Origin of the sequence: Prescottella equi (assembly GCF_020171745.1) — a bacterium.
In the GTDB taxonomy this organism is placed as follows: Bacteria; Actinomycetota; Actinomycetes; order Mycobacteriales; family Mycobacteriaceae; genus Prescottella; species Prescottella equi_A.
Genome location: NZ_JAIVAH010000013.1, coordinates 224,319 through 246,401, shown reverse-complemented (window position 1 = coordinate 246,401; position 22,083 = coordinate 224,319). Strand labels below are relative to the sequence as shown.

22 protein-coding genes are annotated in these 22,083 nt (G+C 69.1%); 8 read left to right on the top strand and 14 right to left on the bottom strand.

The window, feature by feature from the left end:
• Nucleotides 1-36 precede the first annotated feature (36 nt).
• Complete coding sequence (locus LCL87_RS11265) at nucleotides 37-1,266, top strand: serine/threonine-protein kinase (protein WP_225019575.1); 1,230 nt, start codon at nucleotides 37-39, stop codon at nucleotides 1,264-1,266.
• Nucleotides 1,267-1,279: 13 nt separating this feature from the next.
• Here the strand turns inward: LCL87_RS11265 and LCL87_RS11260 are convergent, their stop codons facing one another.
• Nucleotides 1,280-1,954, bottom strand: a complete 675-nt coding sequence (locus LCL87_RS11260) for a response regulator (protein WP_005518505.1) — start codon at nucleotides 1,952-1,954, stop codon at nucleotides 1,280-1,282.
• A gap of 9 nt (nucleotides 1,955-1,963) precedes the next feature.
• The gene (locus tag LCL87_RS11255) at nucleotides 1,964-3,214 is read right to left on the bottom strand and encodes a PspC domain-containing protein (protein WP_225020000.1); all 1,251 of its coding nucleotides are present in this window, start codon (nucleotides 3,212-3,214) and stop codon (nucleotides 1,964-1,966) included.
• A 208-nt stretch (nucleotides 3,215-3,422) separates the two neighbouring features.
• On the opposite strand from LCL87_RS11255, the gene LCL87_RS11250 reads away from it, so the two are divergent.
• Both LCL87_RS11250 and LCL87_RS11245 read left to right on the top strand, forming a co-directional pair.
• Entirely contained in the window at nucleotides 3,423-4,712 is a 1,290-nt protein-coding gene (locus LCL87_RS11250) for a PspC domain-containing protein (protein WP_225019573.1), read from the top strand.
• Nucleotides 4,713-4,746: 34 nt separating this feature from the next.
• A complete protein-coding gene (locus tag LCL87_RS11245) occupies nucleotides 4,747-4,971 on the top strand; it encodes a hypothetical protein (RefSeq protein ID WP_225019997.1) in 225 nt (74 codons plus the stop codon).
• On the opposite strand, the gene LCL87_RS11240 is transcribed toward LCL87_RS11245, so the two are convergent.
• From LCL87_RS11240 to guaB, 5 genes are all read right to left on the bottom strand, one after another.
• Nucleotides 4,928-5,569 (bottom strand): hypothetical protein, encoded by a 642-nt coding sequence (locus LCL87_RS11240; RefSeq protein WP_225019571.1) that lies wholly within the window; start codon nucleotides 5,567-5,569, stop codon nucleotides 4,928-4,930. The genes LCL87_RS11245 and LCL87_RS11240 overlap by 44 nt on opposite strands.
• A gap of 85 nt (nucleotides 5,570-5,654) precedes the next feature.
• A complete protein-coding gene (guaA, locus tag LCL87_RS11235) occupies nucleotides 5,655-7,226 on the bottom strand; it encodes a glutamine-hydrolyzing GMP synthase (RefSeq protein ID WP_225019570.1) in 1,572 nt (523 codons plus the stop codon).
• 41 nt (nucleotides 7,227-7,267) lie between these two features.
• A complete protein-coding gene (locus tag LCL87_RS11230) occupies nucleotides 7,268-9,019 on the bottom strand; it encodes a GMC family oxidoreductase (RefSeq protein ID WP_225019569.1) in 1,752 nt (583 codons plus the stop codon).
• 201 nt (nucleotides 9,020-9,220) lie between these two features.
• On the bottom strand, nucleotides 9,221-10,360 hold the full coding sequence (locus LCL87_RS11225; RefSeq protein WP_225019568.1) for a GuaB3 family IMP dehydrogenase-related protein: 1,140 nt from the start codon (nucleotides 10,358-10,360) through the stop codon (nucleotides 9,221-9,223).
• Between the two features lie 30 nt (nucleotides 10,361-10,390).
• On the bottom strand, nucleotides 10,391-11,914 hold the full coding sequence (gene guaB / locus LCL87_RS11220; protein ID WP_225019567.1) for an IMP dehydrogenase: 1,524 nt from the start codon (nucleotides 11,912-11,914) through the stop codon (nucleotides 10,391-10,393).
• Nucleotides 11,915-12,106: 192 nt separating this feature from the next.
• Here guaB and LCL87_RS11215 point away from each other — a divergent pair, with 192 nt between their 5' ends.
• Nucleotides 12,107-12,511, top strand: coding sequence for a DUF5319 domain-containing protein (locus LCL87_RS11215; RefSeq protein WP_225019566.1), 405 nt, complete (start codon nucleotides 12,107-12,109; stop codon nucleotides 12,509-12,511).
• Nucleotides 12,512-12,600: 89 nt separating this feature from the next.
• Here LCL87_RS11215 and LCL87_RS11210 read toward each other — a convergent pair whose 3' ends face one another.
• The 3 genes from LCL87_RS11210 to LCL87_RS11200 all read right to left on the bottom strand — a co-directional run bounded on the left by LCL87_RS11210 (nucleotide 12,601) and on the right by LCL87_RS11200 (nucleotide 15,081).
• On the bottom strand, nucleotides 12,601-13,578 hold the full coding sequence (locus LCL87_RS11210; RefSeq protein ID WP_225019565.1) for an anti-sigma-D factor RsdA: 978 nt from the start codon (nucleotides 13,576-13,578) through the stop codon (nucleotides 12,601-12,603).
• The gene (locus tag LCL87_RS11205) at nucleotides 13,571-14,149 is read right to left on the bottom strand and encodes a sigma-70 family RNA polymerase sigma factor (RefSeq protein WP_005518491.1); all 579 of its coding nucleotides are present in this window, start codon (nucleotides 14,147-14,149) and stop codon (nucleotides 13,571-13,573) included. The genes LCL87_RS11210 and LCL87_RS11205 overlap by 8 nt, the downstream gene beginning before the upstream one ends.
• 128 nt (nucleotides 14,150-14,277) lie before the next feature.
• Nucleotides 14,278-15,081 (bottom strand): hypothetical protein, encoded by an 804-nt coding sequence (locus LCL87_RS11200; RefSeq protein ID WP_225019563.1) that lies wholly within the window; start codon nucleotides 15,079-15,081, stop codon nucleotides 14,278-14,280.
• Nucleotides 15,082-15,585: 504 nt separating this feature from the next.
• On the opposite strand from LCL87_RS11200, the gene LCL87_RS11195 reads away from it, so the two are divergent.
• The 4 genes from LCL87_RS11195 to LCL87_RS11180 all read left to right on the top strand — a co-directional run bounded on the left by LCL87_RS11195 (nucleotide 15,586) and on the right by LCL87_RS11180 (nucleotide 18,144).
• Nucleotides 15,586-15,876: a WhiB family transcriptional regulator gene (locus LCL87_RS11195; RefSeq protein WP_225019561.1), complete on the top strand. Its 291-nt coding sequence runs from the start codon at nucleotides 15,586-15,588 to the stop codon at nucleotides 15,874-15,876.
• Between the two features lie 162 nt (nucleotides 15,877-16,038).
• A complete protein-coding gene (locus LCL87_RS11190) occupies nucleotides 16,039-16,707 on the top strand; it encodes a fasciclin domain-containing protein (RefSeq protein ID WP_225019559.1) in 669 nt (222 codons plus the stop codon).
• Nucleotides 16,708-16,757: 50 nt separating this feature from the next.
• Entirely contained in the window at nucleotides 16,758-17,423 is a 666-nt protein-coding gene (locus tag LCL87_RS11185; RefSeq protein WP_225019556.1) for a sigma-70 family RNA polymerase sigma factor, read from the top strand.
• Nucleotide 17,424: 1 nt separating this feature from the next.
• On the top strand, nucleotides 17,425-18,144 hold the full coding sequence (locus LCL87_RS11180) for an anti-sigma factor (RefSeq protein ID WP_225019554.1): 720 nt from the start codon (nucleotides 17,425-17,427) through the stop codon (nucleotides 18,142-18,144).
• A gap of 70 nt (nucleotides 18,145-18,214) precedes the next feature.
• On the opposite strand, the gene groL is transcribed toward LCL87_RS11180, so the two are convergent.
• The 4 genes from groL to LCL87_RS11160 all read right to left on the bottom strand — a co-directional run bounded on the left by groL (nucleotide 18,215) and on the right by LCL87_RS11160 (nucleotide 21,848).
• Nucleotides 18,215-19,828 carry a chaperonin GroEL gene (gene groL / locus LCL87_RS11175; RefSeq protein ID WP_225019552.1) on the bottom strand — a complete coding sequence of 538 codons (1,614 nt, stop codon included), beginning with the start codon at nucleotides 19,826-19,828 and terminating at the stop codon, nucleotides 18,215-18,217.
• 116 nt (nucleotides 19,829-19,944) lie between these two features.
• Nucleotides 19,945-20,247 carry a co-chaperone GroES gene (gene groES, locus LCL87_RS11170; RefSeq protein WP_005518479.1) on the bottom strand — a complete coding sequence of 101 codons (303 nt, stop codon included), beginning with the start codon at nucleotides 20,245-20,247 and terminating at the stop codon, nucleotides 19,945-19,947.
• A 198-nt stretch (nucleotides 20,248-20,445) separates the two neighbouring features.
• On the bottom strand, nucleotides 20,446-20,880 hold the full coding sequence (locus LCL87_RS11165) for a hotdog fold thioesterase (RefSeq protein ID WP_225019550.1): 435 nt from the start codon (nucleotides 20,878-20,880) through the stop codon (nucleotides 20,446-20,448).
• The gene (locus LCL87_RS11160; protein WP_225019548.1) at nucleotides 20,877-21,848 is read right to left on the bottom strand and encodes a zinc-binding dehydrogenase; all 972 of its coding nucleotides are present in this window, start codon (nucleotides 21,846-21,848) and stop codon (nucleotides 20,877-20,879) included. Before LCL87_RS11160 ends, LCL87_RS11165 begins: the two co-directional genes overlap by 4 nt.
• Nucleotides 21,849-22,083 lie beyond the last annotated feature (235 nt).

The following is a 22,083-nucleotide window of genomic DNA, read 5'->3' as shown; positions in this document are numbered from 1 at the left end:
CAAGGGAACCCCCGCGAATCCACTAACCTCGGGTACGTGACTCAGCAGGAACGTTCCGGACAGCCCCGACGAAGCCGGGCGGTCGTCGGACCGGACTACCTGATGGCAGGTAGGTACCGGCTGCGTTCCAAGCTCGGCGGCGGCGGCATGGGCGCGGTGTGGCTCGCCCACGACACCCTGCTCGACCGCGAGGTGGCCGTGAAACAGGTCACCACCACCGCCGGCATGGACGACGCCGCGGCCCGCGAGGTCCGGCAGCGCGCGCTGCGCGAAGGCCGCAACGCCGCACAGCTGTCCCACGAGCACGCCATCGCGATGTACGACGTCGCGGTCGAGTCCGACGAGCCCTGGCTCGTCATGGAGTACCTGCCGTCCCGCAGCCTCGCCGAGGCCATGAGCTACGTCGACACCCTGCCGCCGCTGCAGGTCGCGCAGATCGGCGCGCAGATCGCCGCGGCGCTCACCGACGCCCACGCGGCCGGCATCCTGCACCGCGACATCAAGCCCGGAAACATCCTCGTCGCCGATCGCGGCGACGCGCTCGGCATCGTCAAGATCAGCGACTTCGGGATCGCGCGCGCGAAGGGTGACGCCCCCAGCGGCAAGGCCGGCGTCATCACCGGAACCCCCGCGTACTTCGCCCCCGAAGTGGCCCGCGGCGACGACCCCACCGAGGCCAGCGACGTCTTCTCGCTCGGCGCCACGTTGTACACGGTCGTCGAGGGACAGCCGCCGTTCGGCCTCGACAGCGACCCGATCGCGCTGCTGCACCGGGTGGCGAAGGCCGAGATCTACCGCCCGAGCCTCAGCGGCCCGCTCACCGACACGCTCCTGCACATGCTCGAGCCCGACCCCGCCCGCCGTCCCACGATGGCGCAGGCGCGCGACGCTCTCGCGGCGGTGGCGCTCGGCTCGGATGCGGTCGGCCGGACCGGCGACCTGATCGGCGAACCCGTCAAGACCTCCGACGGCGCCATCCCGAACTGGGCGTACCGTTCGGCTCCGGCGGCGATCCCCCGGCGACGCCTGACCCCCACCACCGCCACCGATCTTCCTGCGGTGCAGTCGAACACGCCGCTGGGTTCGGTCCCCCGCCCCGCCGGGCGGGCCTGGTTGCGTCAGCTCACGGAGGGACTGACCGGCACGCAGGCCCCGACCGATCTACGCGGGCGGGTCGTCGCGGCGGCGCCGCTCGCGATGGCCGTCATGGTCGGCATCATCGTGCTGGCGCTCGTCATCGTGCTGATCGTCGCGCTGCTGGCCTGACGCGCCCCTGCGCTCAGTCGATACGGCGGCGGTGCGCCCAGCGGGTGAGCGCATTCCGGTTGGACTGCTGCGTCTTCCGCAGCACGTTCGACGCGTGCGTCTCGACGGTCTTCACCGAGATCACCAGTTCCTCCGCGATCTCCCGGTACGTGTAGCCGCGCGCCAGCAGGCGCAGCACCTCGAGTTCCCGCGGAGTGAGCGAGTCCAGTTCCGGATCCAGTGGCGGCTCGGGCGCGTTCGACCGTCCGGTGAACGAGTCCAGCACGAACCCCGCGAGACGCGGGCTGAACACGGCGTCACCGCCGGCGACGCGACGAACTCCGTCGGCCAGTTCCGCACCCGAGATCGTCTTCGTGACGTAGCCGCGAGCACCGGCCCGGATCACCGCGATGACGTCCTCGGCGGCGTCGGACACGCTGAGCGCCAGGCACACCGGGCCCGAGTCGATCCCGTTCAGCACCGCGACACCACCACCGTCGGGCATGTGCACGTCGAGCAGGACCACCTGCGGGCGCAGCGCGTTGATCCCGGCGATGGCCTCGGCGACGCCGCCGGCCTCGCCCACCACTTCCATGTCCGCCTCGCGCCCGAGTTCGGCACGCACCCCTGCCCGGAACACCGCGTGATCGTCGACGAGGAACACCCGGAACTTGTCGGGACCGGTCTGGGGCGAGGCCGTGAAAGTCACGGCCCCACCCTAGGACATCGGTTCGGCCTCGTTCGCGACGTCCTCCGCGTCATCGTCCGACACCGGCCGCGGCATGTGGATCCGCACCTCGGTCCCCTTACCCACCGTCGATCGAACCTCCACCCGGCCGCCGCGGCGTTCGATCCGGGCTCGGATCGACTTCGCCAGCCCCTGCCGGTCCTCGGGCACCGTCTCCTGATCGAAGCCGACGCCGCGGTCGCGTACGAACACGCTCACCTGGTCGCGTTCGGTCTCGGCGTAGAGGTCGATGCTCGACACCCCGGAATGCTTGGCGGCGTTGACGAGCGACTCGCGGGTGGCACCGAGCAGCGCCGTGAAGCACTCCCGCGACAACCCGGTCCCGTCACCGCCGTCGGCCTCGAGTTCCACGTCGCCGACGGTCACCGGTCGCACCGTGACGCCGTGCTGGTCCTCGACCTCGCCGGCGATGGTCTGCAACGCCTCCGACAGGCTCCTGTGGGCCGTCTCCCCACCCCCGAACAGCCACCGCCGCAACTCCCGCTCCTGCCCGCGCGCGAGCCGGGTCACCTCCTGCGGCGAATCGGCCTGCTTCTGGATCAGCGCGAGTGTCTGCAGGACCGAATCGTGCAGGTGCGACGCGATCTCCTCGCGTTCGTCGTTGCGGATGCGGGCGGCCCGCTCCTCACCGAGGGCCCGCCACAGCCGCAGCCACAGCGGCACCGTCAGCAGACCCGCGCCGACGAGCGTCACGACGACGGCCAGCAGCGACGAGCGCAGCGCGTCGAGGTCGATCTGGGCGAGGACGACGACGCCGAGGCCGGTGACGATGAGCGTCACGCCGCCGAGGATCCGGGCCCACGTGAGTACCGTCGGACGCCGCGGCAGCCCCAGGACCGACCGCGAGCCGTCCACGTCGAACTCGCGCCACACCAGCGCGGCGCCGACCGCGACGACGATGAACGGGGTGACCACCGACGCCGCGGTGCCGCTGACCAGCCAGCTCAGGCTCGCCGCGCACGCGAGTCCGATGACGGCCAGGCCGATCGCCCGGCGCCGCTCCGACGCGGCCGGCCGTTCGGTGTCCGTGCCCTGCGGGGTGAAGATCCACAGCAACCCGTACGCCATGATGCCCGCGCCGGCGAGCGACGCCAGCAGCGCGAACGCCACCCGCACCTTGAACACGTCGACGTCGAGGTGATCGGCGATACCCCCGGCGACACCGCCCACGATGCGCCCGCCCGCCCGACGCTCGAGCTTCGGGTAGAGCGCTTCGTCCACGGCGGGAACCGCCGGGGCAGCGGGCGCGGGCGGGTTCGTCGTCTCGTTCGGATCGACCAGGGGTTGCACACCTCGATCCTGGCACGGTCGCGGGTATCCGACATCAGGGCCCGACCCTGAGATTCACGGCATCCGGGTGGTGGGGTCAGGGAAAGATCAGGGTAGTTCCCGATGGTGCGAACCACCGACCGACCGGAACGATGGATGCATGACCACAGGGAGCTTCTCGGATCAGCTTCACGACCTCTGGCGGACGCGCCCGCTGCGCTTGCCGCGACAGGGACACGTCGCGGGTGTCGCGGCCGGCATCGGCCAGCGCTACCGCGTCGATCCCGTCCTGGTGCGCGTCGCGTTCGTCGTGTCGACGATCTTCGGCGGCGCAGGCATCATCCTCTACATCGCGTGCTGGCTGCTGCTGAGCAAGCCGGGCGACCAGGTGTCCCCCGCCGAATCGCTGATCGGGCGCGGCCGCAGCTCGCAGTCCGGCACCAAGACCGTGGTGCTGGTCGTCGCGCTCGCGATCGCCCTGAGCACGATCGGACCGATCGGGTTCGGCATGGGCGGCTCGGTCGTGCTGAGTTTCGCGCTCATGCTCGGCGGCCTGTGGCTGCTCTACCAGCGCCAGCCGGTTCCGCCGCCGCTCCCGGCGAGTATTGCGCAGGCGGTCCCGAGTTACCCGGTCACGCCGTTCCAGACCGCGCAGGCGGGCGCCTACCCGCCTCCCGCGTACAGCCCGTACACGCGGCTGCCCGACCACTACGAACCATCCTCTCCTGCACCGCAATCCGGCTCCACCGATGACGCACGGACCGAGCCCACCCCACCCGCGTGGGATCCACTCGGTGTCGCCCCGTTCGCGTGGGATCTGCCCGAGCCCGCCCGTGCACCCGAGCCGCCGGCCGCGATTCCACGTAAGCCGCGCAGCCGGTACACGTCGGTCGTCCTGGGCCTCGCGGTCCTCGCCGCGGCCGCCGCCACCGCGGTGTGGGCCGTGACCGGTGCGGAGTGGTTGTCCCCCGCCCGGATCGGCGCGATCTCCCTCGCGGTGATCGGCGTCGGACTGCTGCTCGGCGCGTTCCTGCGACGCGGCTACGGACTGCTCGTCGTGGGCTTCCCGCTCGCGGGGTTCGTGGTCCTCGCCTCCATCGTCGGACCGCTGAACTGGGACGAGTCGAGGGTCGGCGAACGCACGTGGACGCCCCGATCGATGGCCGAACTGGCTCCCTTGTACGAGGGCACCGCCGGCGACTTCACCGTCGATCTGCGCCAGCTCGAGCTGACCGAGAACAAGGACGTGCATCTCGAGGGCAAGCTCGGCAATTACACCGTGATCGTGCCGCAGAACATGGACGTCCGCACCGACTGCTCCGTCGTGCTCGGCACGACCGATTGCATCGGAGACACCGCCGTCAACGGTGGCGCCGATGGCGTCGGCGGACCGGTTCTGAACCTGAAAGTCGACAACAAGGCCGGAGAAGTGAGGGTCTACCGTGGCTGAATTCGCTGACAACTCGGACATCCCCAACTCGGGCATCCCCGCCGACGACACCGACGAGCAGACCGTTCCGACGCCGTCCCGACGTCCCTCGATCGGCCTGTTCCTCGCCGGCCTCGCCGCAGTGCTGGTCAGTGTGTGGGCCCTGGTCGGACCGTTCTCCCTCGAGCCCCTCGCGAACGTCGAGTTCCGTTGGCTGTTCGTGGTCGGGGCCGTGGTCATCGGCGCGGTGCTGGTGTTCTCTCCGGGACGTCGCCGCTAGCGGACCGTCCCGCCGACCACCGTTCGGCCGCGACGGCCGCCCACGCCGTGACCACTGCGGGAACGACGAAGATCACCCAACCGCGCGAGGCGAAGTCGATCGTCGCGCCCAGCGCGGCGGAGTCTGTGAGACGAAACGTCACGACGCTGAGGACCACAGCAAGCGGAAGCACCGACAGGCTCGCCGGTGCCCGGCCGCGCGCGACCACCCATCCGGCGGTCGCGAGCATCACCCCGACAGCGGTCGCGCCCCAGATGAGGATGCGCGACACGTCGAAGTCGAGAGACTCCACCAGACCGCCGCCCTCGAACAAGACGAAGTACGCCAGCGTTCTGAAAAGCAGAGCCGACGCCGCGAGCGCCACACCGGCAACCGCTCGGGTTCTACTGCGCGCGACCAGGACTGTCGCGAGCGCCAGCGCGACCGACATCGTCAGGATCTGCTTCGAGACGAACATCGTCCCGAGGACGAACACCGAATAGGTGGGCAGCAGCGCCGCGATCACCACGCCGGCCCACAGCACCGCGTGCCCGGCCAGGAGTCGGGTTGTCGCCGTCCGTCCGTTCGACCAGAAGCTCGCATCCGTCACACCGGTCATCCTGGGCGATCTTGATCACCACTGGCAAGACCTACGAGAGCGCCCCTCCGGATAATCAGGAGGGGCGCTCTCGTTCAGCCTGGGATCACTCCCACTCGATCGTTCCCGGCGGCTTGCTGGTGACGTCGAGCACGACGCGGTTGACGTCCGCGACCTCGTTGGTGATGCGGGTGGAGATGCGCTCGAGCACCTCGTAGGGCAGGCGCGTCCAGTCGGCGGTCATCGCGTCCTCGCTGGAGACCGGGCGCAGCACGATCGGGTGACCGTACGTGCGGCCGTCGCCCTGGACGCCGACGCTACGGACGTCCGCGAGCAGCACGACGGGGCACTGCCAGATCTGGCCGTCGAGGCCGGCGGCGGTGAGCTCTTCGCGCGCAATGGAATCCGCGTGGCGCAGGATTTCGAGGCGCTCCTGCGTGACCTCGCCGATGATGCGGATGCCGAGGCCCGGACCGGGGAACGGCTGGCGTCCGACGATCTCCTCGGGCAGACCCAGTTCGCGACCGACGGCGCGCACCTCGTCCTTGAACAGCAGGCGCAGCGGCTCGACGAGCTTGAACTGCAGGTCCTCGGGCAGGCCGCCGACGTTGTGGTGGCTCTTGATGTTCGCGGTGCCGGTGCCGCCGCCGGACTCGACGACGTCCGGGTACAGCGTGCCCTGGACGAGGAAGTCGACGGTCTCGCCCTGTGCGGCGCTCTCGCCGAGCACCTCGGACACCGCGCCCTCGAAGGAGCGGATGAACTCGCGGCCGATGATCTTGCGCTTGGTCTCCGGGTCGGACACCCCGGCCAGCTCGCGCAGGAACGTGTCGGCCGCGTCGACCGTGATGAGGCGGGCGCCGGTCGCGGCGACGAAGTCCTTCTCGACCTGCTGGCGCTCACCGGCGCGCATCAGGCCGTGGTCGACGAAGACGCAGGTGAGGCGGTCACCGATCGCGCGCTGCACCAGGGCGGCCGCGACGGCGGAGTCGACGCCACCGGACAGGCCGCAGATGGCCTTGCCGTCGCCGACCTGCTCACGGACCTGCTCGATGAGCGAGTCGGCGATGTTCGCGGCGGTCCAGGAGCCCGGGATCTCGGCGATCTCGTGCAGGAACCGGCTGAGCACCTGCTGGCCGTGCGGCGAGTGCAGGACCTCGGGGTGGTACTGGACGCCGGCGAGCTTGCGGGCGCGGTCCTCGAACGCGGCGACCGGCGCACCGGCGCTGGACGCGGTGACCTCGAAGCCCTCGGGCGCGACCGTGACGCCGTCGCCGTGGCTCATCCACACCGGCTGCATCTCGGGCAGGCCGTCGTGCAGGACGCCGCCCGTGACGGTCATCTCGGTGCGGCCGTACTCACGACCGCCGGTGTGCGCGACGGTGCCGCCGAGTGCGTTCGCCATGGCCTGGAAGCCGTAGCAGATGCCGAAGACCGGGATACCCAGGTCGAACAGGGCGGCGTCGAGCTGCGGCGCACCCTCTTCGTAGACGCTGGACGGGCCACCCGACAGGACGACCGCGAGCGGCTTCTTCGCCGCGATCTCCTCGACGGTCGTGGTGTGCGGCACCACTTCCGAATACACCTTCGCCTCACGTACGCGGCGCGCGATCAGCTGCGCGTACTGGGCTCCGAAGTCGACTACGAGAACCGGCCTGTCCTGCTGGGTTTCTGACACCTCCACAGTCTAATATGCGCAGCTCCGACGCCTTCCCCGGCCTAGGCGACCCCGCTGCCCGCCTCGGTGTCCTCCTTCTGACCTCCACGGATCTCGACGATCGGCAGGGTCAGCGCGGCCGGCGCCCCGACAGGCACCACCGGCATGTTCGGTGCGACGGCGGGAACCCGCTGGTAGGGCGCACCCTGCGCGGGCCGGGTGTCCTGCTCGCCCTTGTTCGGCCACAGCGACGCCGCCCGCTCGGCCTGCGCACTGATCGTCAGCGACGGATTGACGCCCAGGTTGGCCGACACCGCGGCACCGTCGACGACGCTGAGCGTCGGGTAGCCGTACACACGGTGGTACGGGTCGATCACACCGTGGTCGGCGTCGGCGCCGATCGTGCAGCCGCCGAGGAAGTGCGCGGTGAGCGGGATGTTGAAAACCTCACCCCACGTGCCGCCGGCGACACCGTCGATCTTGTCGGCGATGCGTCGGGTCGCCTCGTTGCCGGCCGGAATCCACGTCGGGTTCGGCTCGCCGTGCCCCTGCTTACTGGTCACCTTGCGGCGGCCGAGGATCCCGCGCTTGGTGTAAGTGGTGATCGAGTTGTCGAGGTTCTGCATGACGAGCGCGATGATCGTCCGCTCGCTCCAGTCCTTGACCGAGAGCATCCGGAGCATCTGCACCGGATTGCGGGCGATCGTGCCGAGCAGCTTCACCCAGCGCGGGGTGGAGCCGCCGCCGTCCGTCATGAGCGTCTGCAGCAGGCCCATCGCGTTGGAGCCCTTGCCGTAGCGGACCGGCTCGATGTGGGTGTCCGACGTCGGATGGAACGACGACGTGATGGCGACGCCGTGGGTGAGGTCCATCGCCGGATCGACCTTCATCTTCCCGGCGCCGACGATCGACTCGGAGTTGGTGCGGGTCAGATCGCCCAGCCGCCCCGACAGCTTGGGCAGCGTGCCGGTGTCCTTCATCTTGTGCAGCAGGTGCTGGGTGCCCCATGTGCCGGCCGCGACGACGACGTACTTCGCGGTGTACGTCCGGTGGTTCTTGCGGACCTTGGCGCCGGTGCGGCGGGTCACGACGTCCCACGTCCCGTCCGACGCCTCGTGCAGCGACTCGACGGTGGTCATCGGGACGATCGTGGCGCCGGCCTTCTCGGCGAGGCCGAGGTAGTTCTTGATCAGCGTGTTCTTGGCGCCGTGCCGGCAGCCGGTCATGCACTCGCCGCACTCGATGCAACCGGTGCGGGCGGGACCGGCGCCGCCGAAGTACGGGTCCGGGACGGTCTCGCCGGGCTCGCCGAAGAACACGCCGACCGGCGTCTGGATGAACGTCTCACCCACGCCCATGTCCTCGGCCACCGACTTGATGACCTCGTCGGCGGGGGTCATGTGCGGGTTCTGCACGACACCGAGCATCTTGCGGGCCTGCTCGTAGTGCGGCGTGAGTTCGGAGTCCCAGTCGGTGATGTCGCGCCACTGCGGGTCCTGGAAGAACGACGCCGGCGGCTTGTAGAGGGTGTTGGCGTAGTTGAGCGAGCCGCCGCCGACGCCCGCGCCGGCGAGGATCAGGACGTCGCGCAGCAGGTGGACGCGCTGGATGCCGTAGCAGCCGAGGGCCGGCGCCCACAGGAACCGCTTGAGATCCCACGAGGTCTTGGCGAAGTCGGCGTCGGCGTAGCGACGGCCTGCCTCGAGCACCCCGACCTTGTAGCCCTTCTCGACCAACCGGAGTGCGGTGACGCTGCCACCGAATCCGGAGCCGACGACGAGCACGTCGTAGTCGGTTGCACGCTGCTTGCCCATTTGCACACCTCCACCGAAGAAACCGGGTTTGCTACTCGCCAGTATGCACCGCATTCCTGTGACTCGAGCCACAAGGGTGCCCTAACTGTAACCAGAGGTTCCACACATGGTGGTGGTTCCCCCAAACGTCTGTGGCCGAATGTCACACCCGTTCGGTTCAGCTGAACGGATGTGACATTCGGCCACAGAGGAAGGGGCGAATCAGGCGCGAACGCTCAGGCCGACCTTCTGGAACTCCTTGAGGTCGGAGTAGCCCGACTTCGCCATCGACCGGCGCAGACCGCCGACGAAGTTGAGCGAGCCGTACGGGTCGTCCGACGGACCGTTCAGCACCTGGTCCAGGTTCGGGCGCTCGCCGTACGACACCGGCAGCAGCGAGCCGCGCGGCATCGACGGATGCGCCGCCGCGGACGGCCAGAACCAGCCGCCGCCCGGAGCCTCCTGCGCGACCGCGAGGGGCGCACCGATGACGGCCGCGTCGGCACCGCACGCGATGGCCTTCGCGAAGTCGCCCGACGTGGTGATGTCGCCGTCGGCGATGACGTGCACGTAGCGGCCACCGGTCTCGTCGAGGTAGTCGCGACGCGCTGCGGCGGCGTCGGCGATCGCCGTCGCCATCGGCACGCCGATGCCGAGGACCTCGCGGGTGGTGGTGGCGCCCTCGGTGGAGCCGTAGCCCACGATGACGCCGGCCGCGCCGGTACGCATCAGGTGCAGCGCGGTGCGGTGATCGCTCACACCACCGGCGATGACCGGGACGTCGAGCTCGGAGATGAAGGTCTTCAGGTTCAGCGGCTCGCTGTCCCCGTGCGCGACGTGCTCGGCCGAGATGATCGTGCCGTGGATGACCAGCAGATCGATGCCGGCCTTCACGAGCGCCGGGGTGAGCGCGCGGGCGTTCTGCGGGCTGACCCGGACGGCGGTGGTGACCCCGGCGTCACGGACCCGTGCGACGGCGGCGGCCAGCAGCTCGGGCTGGATCGGCGCGGCGTGCAGTTCCTGCAGGCGTGCGACGGCAATGTCCGGATCGACTTCCTTCTCCGCCATCTCCGCCAGTTCGGCGAGCTTCTGCTCGACGTCGGCGTGCCGACCCCACAGGCCCTCACCGTTGATGACACCGAGACCGCCGGCCTTGCCGAGCTCGATCGCGAACGACGGCGACACCAGTGCATCGGTCGGATGCGCCAGCACCGGGATGTCGAAGCGGTACGCATCGATCTGCCACGCCGTCGACACCTCCTTGGAGGAGCGGGTCCGACGAGACGGAACGATATTGACGTCGTCCAGCTCGTAGGTACGTCGGGCAGTCCGGCCCATGCCGATTTCGACGAGGTCGCGCACGCGCGCCCCTTTCTCGATTGTTAGGTGTGCTTAGCGGGCAGCGTAGTTGGGCGCTTCGACCGTCATGGTGATGTCGTGCGGATGGCTCTCCTTGAGACCGGCCGCAGTGATCTGGACGAACTGCGCTTCCTGCAGGTGCTCGATCGTGCCCGACCCCGTGTAGCCCATGGCGGCGCGCAGGCCGCCGACGAGCTGGTGGATGACCTGCGCGAGCGGTCCACGGAACGGCACCCGGCCCTCGATGCCCTCGGGAACCAGCTTGTCCTCGGCGAGCACGTCGTCCTGGAAGTAGCGGTCCTTGGAGTACGACTTGCCCTGGCCGCGGCTCTGCATCGCGCCGAGCGAGCCCATGCCGCGGTAGCTCTTGAACTGCTTGCCGCCCACCAGGATCAGCTCACCCGGGGACTCGGCCGTGCCGGCGAGCAGCGAACCGAGCATCGCGGCGGACGCACCGGCCGCGAGGGCCTTGGCGACGTCGCCCGAGAACTGCAGGCCACCGTCGGCGATGACCGGGACACCGAGCGGCTTGCATGCCGCAGTGGCCTCGAGGATCGCGGTGATCTGCGGGGCACCGACGCCGGCGATGACGCGGGTGGTGCAGATGGAGCCGGGACCGACACCGACCTTGACGGCGTCCGCGCCGGCCTCGACCAGCGCGAGCGCGCCGGCACGGGTCGCGACGTTGCCGCCGATGAGCTGGACGCGGTCGCCGATCTCGGCCTTGAGCTTGGTGATCATCTCGAGCACGCCGCGGGAGTGACCGTGGGCGCTGTCCACGACGAGCACGTCGACACCCGCGTCGGTCAGCGTCATCGCGCGGGTCCACGCGTCGTCGCCGACGCCGACCGCGGCGCCGACCAGGAGACGGCCGTCGCGGTCCTTGGTGGCGTTGGGGTACTGCTCGGTCTTGACGAAGTCCTTGACCGTGATGAGGCCGGTCAGCTTGCCCTGGCCGTCGACGATCGGCAGCTTCTCGATCTTGTGGCGGCGCAGCAGGCCGAGCGCGACCTCGGCGGTGACGCCCTCACGCGCGGTGATCAGCGGCGCCTTGGTCATCACCTCGGCGACCTGGCGGTTCTGGTCGACCTCGAACTGCATGTCGCGGTTGGTGATGATGCCGACGAGCTCGCCGGCGTCGTTCGCAACCGGAAGTCCGGAAATGCGGAACCGCGCGCACATGGCCTCGACGTCGGCGATGGTGTCGGTCGGACGGCAGGTGACCGGATCGGTGACCATGCCGGCCTCGGACCGCTTGACGGTCTCGACCCATCCGGCCTGCGCCTCGACGGACGAGTTGCGGTGCAGCACGCCCATGCCGCCGGCGCGCGCCATCGAGATCGCCATGCGCGCCTCGGTGACGGTGTCCATCGCGGAACTCACGAGCGGCACGTTGAGCCGGATCTCGCGCGTCAGCTGTGTCGCGGTGTCGACCTGGTTCGGGACGACGTCCGATGCCGCGGGCAGCAGCAGCACGTCGTCGAAGGTGAGACCCAGCATCGCAACCTTGTTCGGGTCGTCTCCCCCGGTGTGCACGTGCCCTGCGGAACTACTCATGCGGCTCGGGCCCTCCATCAAGCGTCGATCGGTAAAGGAAGAAGGTGTGGACGCCGGAAACTATTCCTTCGCCCGCTGTCCATGGTATCGGCTCGCGGATATCGGCTCGCTCCGGGCGGCTCAGGGACGCTCCGCGACGCACCGGGCGTGATCAGCTAGCGCAGACCGGGCTGACCTGCGTACCGTGGTGTTGTGCGCGATCAACTGCCTCCCGGCCTTCCCCCGGACCCCTTCGCTGGTGACCCCGCCGACCCGTCCGCTGCGCTCGACGCGATCGAGCCGGGTCAGCCGCTCGACCCCCACGAGCGTCTCGCCGTGGAAGAAGATCTCGCGGATCTCGCGGTGTACGAGGCACTCCTGAGCCATCGCGGTATCCGCGGACTGGTGGTGTGCTGCGACGACTGCCAGGCGGACCACTACCACGACTGGGACATGCTGCGCGCGAATCTTCTCCAGCTACTCGTCGACGGCACGGTTCGTCCGCACGAGCCGGCCTACGACCCGTCGCCCGACGCGTACGTGACGTGGGACTACTGCCGCGGCTACGCGGACGCGTCGATGAACGACGCACTGCACGGCGACAGCTTCGATCTCTGAGGCCCGCCGACAGCTTCACGAACGACGACAACGGCCCGGCAAGGAAACTTGCCGGGCCGTTGCGTCGTTGCTGCGTCGGAGCCGCTGGATCAGGGCGAGGGCGTGAGCGGCGGCTGCCCGCCCAGTGAACCGCTGCTGGCCTTGCTGGTCGACGTCGCCGGAGACGTCGTAGTGGGCGTCGTCGGCGAGGGCGTTCCGGTGGCCGAGGTCTCCGAGCCAGGTGTAGGCGTGCTCGACGGCGTACCCGACGGTGACGCAACTGTCGACGTACTGGGGTTCACGCCCTGCAGGCCCGGGTTCGGCACGGACGTCGGCCACTGCGAGATCATCGGCGACGTCTGCTGTCCCGAACCCGCGGACGACGGATCACCCGAGACCGGGGGCTGCTCCGGTGCCGACGGCGCGGGAGGCGGCGGCGTGGGTACCGCCTTGTCCAACTCGGTGAGCAACCGCTGACGCCACACGTTGAGCTCGTCCCGAGTCCCCGCCTCGTTGACCGCGCTCGCGCGGGCTCCGGCGGACTCGAGCTTGGCCTTCGCTCCGGCGGCGTCACCGGACGCGATGAGCCGCTCGGCTTCCTCGAGGTTGGTGGTGGTGTCGATCTTGGCGACGGTCGATGCGGCCCGCTCGGTGAAGACGACCTGCTTGACGCCCCACAGCGGATCACCGGGTTCGGCGTTGTAGGAGAAGATCGTCATGCCGCCCATCGCGATCGCCACGACAGCCGCTGCGGCGGCGATCGGGCGGAGCAGCCGCAGATGGTTGCGACCGGAGCGGGTGCGGGTGACGAGATCGTCCCGGGCGCCGAGTTCGGCCTGGACTCGGGCGACGATGTCGTCGAGGTCCGGTTCGGCCGGCATCGGCTGCGCGAGGATCTCGGCACGCCAGTTCGAGAGCAGAGCCGCGACCTGGTACTCCTCGGGGCTGTCCGTGGCAACGGGCCCGTCGGTGGAGATCGCGTCGATCAGGGCGTCGTCGCGGCGGACCGCGGCGACATCGATCGGCATGCCGTTTCCGGCGAGATCGGCGTGGGGGTCGCCCGGCTCGCCACTGTTGCCCCTAGCCATGTCTCTCACCTGCTTTCGTCACTTCCTTCTTCAACTTCGCGAGAGCCCGGTGTTGAGCCACGCGCACCGCCCCGGCAGTACTACCGACTGCCGCTGCCGTCTCCTCGGCCGACAACCCGACGACGAGCCGGAGGACGAGGATCTCGCGATGCTTCTCGGGAAGCGTCTGCAGCAAAGCGTTCACCTGTCGGCTCGTCTCCGAGTTGAGAGCCCGTTCCTCCGGGCTGTCGTCCGCGGATACGACATCTGGTACTTCAGCAACAGGATCGGATTTGTTACGCGCCGCGTTTCGGTGCGCGTCGGCGACCTTGTGCGCGGCGATTCCGTAGACGAACGCCATGAACGGCCGACCCTGGTCCTGGTACCTGGGAAGCGCCGTCATCACCGCGAGGCACACTTCCTGCGCCACGTCGTCCGCAGACAGCTGGCCGCGTTCGGCAGCACCGACCCGGGCCCTGCAATACCGCACGACCAATGGGCGGATACTGGCGAGAACCTGGGACAGAGCGTTCCGGTCGCCTTGCGCGGCAGCAGCGACTGCGGAGTTCAACTCCTCACCCGTGTTAGACATCGTCAGAGTGGATCCTGGCGTTACAGTGGCACGTCCCCCCAGCCGGGTGTGCTTCCACCTCGCAGCGGAACCCTGTCACTCTAACTACAGAGTCCGACCGGACATCGCATCGTTCGAATATCCGACGGTCATTTCGCGAACCGCCCGCCCCGACGCGCGATCTCGGCGGCGCACTCGTCCCGCACCACTCGCACGGCCGGATCCGGCCTGACGCCGTCGAGCAGCATCGCCGCCGCCCAGCGCAGTGGCAGCAGGCCGTGCGCGCCGCTGTCTGCGAGCACTCCCTCGGCCGTCTCGATCGCGCGGTCGAGGGTCGGAAGCCCGGTTGCGGCGGCCGCGGAGAGCAGGGCCGACTTGATGCGATGGCGTACCGACGGATGGTCCGCCGACCGGGCGACGGCGCTGTCCGTGTGGATCGTCGCGGTCGCGAAGTCGCCGGACGCCAAGGCGATCTCGGCGGTCACCCAGTCCAACCGCACGTGCTGACGCCACAACGCGTCCTCGTCGCCCACGTCCGCGAGGTGTGCGGCACACCGCTCGAGCAACCGCCGGCCGAGCGCGAGCCTGCCGCATCCCAGGGCGTCGGCGGCGAGACCGGTCAGCGCGTCGCAGCGCGCCTCGTGCCGGCGACGCTCGTCCGGACCGTCGCGGCCGATCAGGGCCAGAGCCGTGCCGTCGTACCCGGACGCGGCCGCGTGACCGCCGAGCTGACGCAGCAACGATGCGCGCGTGCTCGACGCCAGCGACGCCAGCGCCGGATCGATTCCCGGCGTGCGCTGCAGGTCGTCGAGCGTCGCCCGGGCCTGCGCGTACCGGCCCTGCCCGCCGAGGGCGACCGCGCGCAACCAGCGCTCCGCCGGATCGGCAGGATCGGCGGGGGCGGGCAACGGGTTCCGGCCGGGCGTGGAGCCGAACGCAGCGTCGAGCAGCATCCGGTGATCATCGCACTGCGCAAATCGCCGTCCGTGCCCGCCCGGGCGCGAGGAGTCCGACAAATCCCGGAAAGTTGACAATTCTCCAACTGGACGACCGTCAAACAATATTCGCGCACCAAGATCCATGTCCGCCGAGGTGACGTCCTTCAAGTTTGAAGAATATGTGGCGGCAGGGTTAACGAGAATGGCCGAAGAATACTCGGGAGTAACCCGAGGAGCGAGAACATTCAGGACGACCGTTCAGGAGACACGCGCGACCACGTGCAGGAACACGTTCGCGGCCCCTACCGGCACGTAATCACACGGCGGACCGCATGTAAATGTCCAGGGCGTTAATTCTTCGCTCCGAAGATATGCAAATCGCCACTAGCTGAAAGTGTTGACGCGATTTCGTATGCACCTTTACGGTTGCGGGGCATGACCGATTCATTGGTCTCGTCCACCCGGGGGGTGGCGGGCCGCTCGCAGTACCACCGCGAGCCTGCTGACAGAGGAGTACTGATGCCTGTTCCGAACCACCTACCCGGCCCCAACGCCGACATCTGGGATTGGCAGATGCGCGGGCTGTGTCGTGGCGTCGAGTCCTCGGTGTTCTTTCACCCGGACGGAGAGCGTGGACGGGCACGGGCTCAGAGGGAGAGCCGCGCGAAGGAGATGTGCCGTAGCTGCCCGGTCCTGACGCAGTGCCGGAACCATGCGCTGACCGTGTGCGAGCCGTACGGCATCTGGGGAGGAATGTCGGAGTCCGAGCGCGAGATCCTCACCCGCCAGTCACGACGCCGCATCGCCTGATCGACGCAACGAAGCCCGGGGCACCACCCACCACGTACAGGTGCCCCGGGCTTCGTCGTGTGTGCCGACGCAACCACATCGAGTCTCGACCCGTCCTCCTGCCGAGCGGCTCCGAAGCACTTACCGACAGTGCACGGAACACCCCTTCAGGAAGGCAATCCCATGAACTCCAAGACGCCGCGCGTCATCGCCGTCGCCGCCGCTGCCTCCATCGCCTTGTTCGGAGTGGCCGCCTGTTCGTCGGACGACTCGTCCGACAACGCGACGTCGACCACTCCGTCCATGTCCTCGTCGATGCCGAGCGAGTCCGGCATGATGACCTCCGGAACCGCCGCCCCGGCCGCCGATCTGGTGGGACCCGGCTGCGCCGAGTACGCCGCCACGGTTCCCTCGGGACCCGGCTCGGTCTCGGGCATGGCGCAGGATCCGGTCGCGGTCGCCGCGTCGAACAATCCGATGCTCACGACGCTCACCGCCGCGGTGTCGGGTCAGCTGAACCCGGATGTGAATCTCGTCGACACCCTCAACGGCGGACAGTTCACCGTCTTCGCACCGACCGATGCGGCCTTCGCGAAGCTCGATCCCGCGACGGTCGAGCAGTTGAAGACCGACGACGCCCTGCTCACCAAGATCCTCACCTACCACGTCGTGCCCGGACAGTTGCCGCCCAGCGAGGTCGACGGCACGCACACGACGGTCGAGGGCGGCGAAGTGACGGTGACCGGCTCGGGCGACGACCTGAAGGTGCAGGAGGCAGGCGTCGTGTGCGGCGGCGTGAAGACCTCGAACGCCACCGTCTACCTGATCGACTCGGTCCTCATGCCCCAGTAGATCCCGGGTAGAACGCACCACAGTCACCACACTCCGGGAGGATCCGGCCGATGGACGCTACGGTTGTCCACTATGCACCCGAGCGAGCACGTGTGAGTTCGGCCGGATCCTCCGGTGGTGACGACTCCTGCCCGGCGGACAACGGCGGCCTCGTCGCAGTCCGCCGCGCCGAGTCCGACGAACTGCGGACACTTCTGACGCGCGTCGCGCGCGGCGACGAGGTCGCGTTCGCGACGTTCTACGACCGCACCGGCCCGCGCGTGTACGGACTCGTGCTGCGGGTGCTCCGCGACCCGGGATTCTCGGAGGAGACGACGCAGGAGGTCTACCTCCAGGTGTGGAAGTCGGCCGCCACGTTCGATCCCGGCCGCGGGTCGCCGCTGTCGTGGCTGATGACTCTCGCGCACCGCAGGGCCGTGGACCGCGTCCGATCGGAACAGTCGCACACCGATCGCGAGATCGTGTACGAGACCACCAACCGGACCGACGAGTTCGACGAGGTCACCGAGGAGGTCACGCGACGTGCGGAACGCGAGGCGGTGGTCGACTGCATGCAGGCGCTCACGGACATCCAACGCCAGTCGGTGACGCTCGCGTACTACGGCGGCCGAACCTACCGCGAGGTCGCGAGCGAACTGGGCGTCGCCGTTCCGACGGTGAAGACCCGCATCAGAGATGGATTGGCAAGGCTCAGAGGATGTCTGGGGGTGATGTGACATGGACGACGACCTGATCGAGTGGGCGCACCTGTACGCCCTCCACGCCCTCGACGACGAGGACCTGCGGGCACTCGACGCCCGACTGGCGGACGCCGACGCGACGACCCGGGCCGAGTTCGACACGGCGGTGCGTCTGGCCCGCGAAACGATGGCGGCCGCGAGTTCACTCGTCGCCGTCACCCCGCCCGCGGCGCTGCGCCGCAACCTGCTGCGGCAGGTGTCGGGCGACGATCTCGCGAAGCGCCGCAACGACGGGCGACGAAACGGCAAGCGCCGCTGGCAGATCGCGGTCGCTTCGGCGGCCGCGGCCGTCGTGTTCCTCGTCGGCGGTGTCGTGATCGGCCGGCAGTTCACGGAGGCGCCCCCGGCACCGTCGGTGACCGCGCAGATCCTCGACGCCCCGGACATGCAGTCGTCGTCGACGGACATCCCGGGCGGCGGCACCGCGACCGCGATGTTCTCCAAGGACGCGAACGCCGCGATGCTCGTGATGAACGGGGTCACCCCGCCGCAGCCGGACACGGTGTACCAGATGTGGTTGGTCCGCGGAGACGAGCCGGTACCGGCCGGCACGATGGGTCCGGATCAGGTCTCCCCCACCACGACTGCGGTGCTCGAGGATCTCGACGGCGCGACACAGCTCGGTTTCACGGTGGAACCGCCCGGCGGGTCGTCGTACCCGACGGGAACCATGTTCGCGTCCATCCCGCTCACCTGATCGCGAAAGCACGAGACCCCCGAACGAATTCGTCCGGGGGTCTCGGCGCGTTCAGCCGGAGCCGAGCAAATCAGTGAGCGTGGCCGTGGCCGTGATCCGCTGCTTCCTGAACCGGCTTCTCGACGACGGCCGACTCGGTGGTGAGCACCATGCGGGCAACCGACGCGGCATTGACGACCGCGGAGCGGGTCACCTTGACCGGGTCGACGACACCGTCGGCGAGCAGGTCGCCGTAGGTGAGGGTCGCGGCGTTGAAGCCGTGGCCCTTCGGCGCCTCGGACACCTTGCTGACCACGACGGCACCGTCGAGGCCGGCGTTGGTGGCGATCCAGTACAGCGGGGCCTCGAGCGCGGTGCGCACGACCTCGACACCGGTGGCCTCGTCGCCGGAGAGCGACGCGGCGACGTCGGTGAGTACCCGGCCGGCCTGCACGATGGCGGAACCGCCACCGGGGACGATGCCCTCCTCGACTGCAGCCTTGGCAGCGTTGACCGCGTCCTCGACCCGGAACTTGCGCTCCTTGAGGTCGGTCTCGGTGGCCGCGCCGACCTTGATGACGGCGACGCCGCCGGCCAGCTTCGCGAGGCGCTCCTCGAGCTTCTCGCGATCCCAGTCGGAGTCGGTGTTCTCGATCTCGCGCTTGAGCTGACCGACGCGGGTCTCGATGTCGGCCTCGGTGCCTGCGCCGTCGACGATCGTCGTCTCGTCCTTGGTGACGACGACGCGACGGGCGCTGCCCAGCAGATCCAGGCCGGCGTCCTTGAGCGTGACGCCCATGTCGGCGGTGATGACGGTGCCGGCGGTGACGACGGCGAGGTCGTCGAGGAACGCCTTGCGGCGGTCACCGAAGAACGGCGCCTTGACGGCGACGGCCTTGATCGTCTTGCGGATCGAGTTCACGACGAGGGTCGAGAGCGATTCGCCCTCGATGTCCTCGGCGATGATCAGGACCGGCTTGCCGGACTCGGCGATCTTCTCGAGCAGCGGCAGGAACTCGGGCAGGGAGCTGATCTTCTCGCGGTAGAGAAGGATCAGCGCGTCCTCGAGCACGGCCTGCTGCGCATCGATGTCGGTGATGAAGTACGGCGACAGGAAGCCCTTGTCGAACTGCACGCCCTCGGTCACGACGAGTTCGGTGTGCAGGGTCGAGGACTCCTCGACCGTGACGACACCGTCGACGCCGACGCGGGTCATGGCCTCGCCGACCAGCTCGCCGATCTCCTCGTCACGCGACGAGACGGTGGCGACCTGCGCGATGGCGTCCTTGCTCTCGACCGGCGTCGCGGCGGCGAGCAGCGCCTCCGAGACCGCGTCGGCGGCCTTGGCGATGCCGACGCCGAGGGCGATCGGGTTCGCGCCTGCCGCAACGTTCTTCAGGCCGGCCTTGACGAGGGCCTGGGCCAGCACGGTGGCGGTGGTGGTGCCGTCGCCCGCGACGTCGTTGGTCTTGGTGGCGACGCTCTTGACGAGCTGGGCGCCGAGGTTCTCGAACGGGTCCTCGAGCTCGATCTCGCGCGCGATGCTCACGCCGTCGTTGGTGACGGTGGGGCCACCGAATGCCTTGGCGAGAACCACGTGCCGACCGCGGGGGCCGATGGTGACCTTGACGGCGTCGGCGAGCTGGTCGACGCCGCGCTCGAGCGCGCGCCGGGCCTTCTCGTTGAACTCAATTTGCTTGGACATTGATTCAGCTACTCCTGAGATTCAGGGTTTCGTCCCGAAACGGATTTCAGGGTTACCGCCGGAAACGCACTCCGCCCCGGGTCCGTTGAGGAACTCCGGGGCGGGAGGCGTGAGGCCTACTTCGCGACGACAGCCAGAACGTCGCGAGCCGACAGGATCAGGTACTCCTGGCCGGCGTACTTGATCTCGGTTCCGCCGTACTTGCTGTAGATGACGGTGTCGCCCTCCTGGACGTCCAGGGGGATGCGCTTCTCGCCATCCTCGTCCCAGCGGCCGGGGCCGACGGCGACGACGGTGCCCTCCTGGGGCTTCTCCTTCGCCGTGTCGGGGATGACCAGGCCGGAGGCAGTCGTCGTCTCGGCCTCGTTGGCCTGGACGAGGATCTTGTCCTCGAGCGGCTTGATGTTCACGCTCGCCACGATGAGCCCTCCACTTTCAGGGGTTTGTCGGGCCCGAGGCTGTTCCTCGGACCACCATAAGTTCAGTCACCACGGTGACTCCTCACGTGCCCCGTCGTCGCGGGTGCCGGGACTCGCTCAGCGTCGACTAGCACTCTATACATGCGAGTGCCAGCACTCAAGGCAAACCTGAGTGCCGGCACCCGGGGACTGTGGTCGTCAGTACTGCGACGGCATCTCCAGCACCGCCATGGTGCAGCGGGACACGCAGACCAGCTTGCCCTCGTCGTTCACGATCTTGATCTCCCACACGTGCGTCTTGCGCCCCAGCGCGAGCGGCGTCGCCTCGCCGTAGACCCATCCCGAGCTCACGGGACGCACGTGGTTGGCGTTGATCTCCATACCGACACAGTGGAACTTGCTGCGATCGACAGCGAAGATCGCCGCCCAGCTCGCGAGGGTCTCGGCGAACGCGACGGACGCGCCGCCGTGCAGGACCCCGGCGGGCTGCTTGGTCCGCTCGTCGACCGGCATCCGTCCCTTGAGGGAGTTGTCGGTGAACTCGGTCAGCTCGATACCGAGGTTCCGGTTGAGCGTGTCGACGCCCTTGCTGTTGACGATCTCGACGGAGGGCTCGCCGAACCAGATGCTCACGAGACCTTCACCACGACCTTTCCGTTGACGTCGCCGTCGATCATGGCCTGGAAGCCCGCGTGGATGTCCTGCAGCGGGATGACGCGGTCGATCTTCGGGCGCAGGCCGGTGGCCTCCATCATCCGCAGCATCGACACCAGTTCGGCGCGGGTGCAGCCGGTCGAGCCCAGGATGCGCTGCTGCAGGTAGAAGATGCGGGTCAGGTCGGCGGGCGGGTTGGAACCCGATGTCGCGCCGGCGATGACGATCGTGCCGCCGGGACGCAGCGAGCGCATCGAGTGCGCCCACGTGGCCTCGCCGACGGTCTCGATGACGACGTCGACCTTCTCGGGCAGGCGGGCGCCCGCCTCGACCGCCGTGTGCGCACCCAGCTCGAGCGCGGTGGCGCGCTTCTCGGCGCTGCGGCTCGCGGCGTACACCTTGGCGCCCGCGGCCGCGGCCAGGCTGATCGCTGCGGTCGCGACGCCGCCACCGGCGCCCTGCACCAGCACGCGGTCGCCGGCCTTGATCTGGGCCTGCGTGAACAGCATCCGGTACGCGGTGGTCCACGCGACGGGCAGGCACGCGGCCTCGTCGAACGACAGCCAGTCCGGCTTGGGGATCAGGTTGCGCTCGGGCACCACGAGGTACTCGGCGAACGCGCCGTCGTGCTGCTCGGACAGCAGCGCACGGCCCGGGTCGAGCGTCTCGTCACCCATGCCGCCGTCCGGGTCGGCGATCACCGGGTAGACGATCACCTCGTTGCCGTCCTCGTCGACGCCGGCCGCATCGCAGCCGAGGATCATCGGGATGCGGTCGGCCGGGTGCCCGACGCCACGCAGCGTCCACACGTCGTGCATGTTGAGGGCGGACGAACGCACCGCGACCTTGGCCCAACCGTCCGGGACGACCGGGTCGGGGACCTCGCGAAGTTCGAGTCCTCCCAGCGGGTCGTCCGCGTTCTGGGCGACGGCGACGGCTGCGAGCATGGAATCTCCTGTGCTGTCGGACACAGCGACCGGGTGCGGCGCTGCGAAACATCTGTTCGGGTACCCATGTTCGGCCCGCCCATATATCCCGCGCGAGCGCGCGTGCCGCACCTCGGCACGACCGCTGGCATCGAAAGCCGTCGCGGCTGTCTCCTGTTGTCATACCCAGCTGGGTCTCGCGCCCGGCTGGTCGACGTCACGTCACCGTCCGTATCGTCCAAGTTCAAGGAGACGA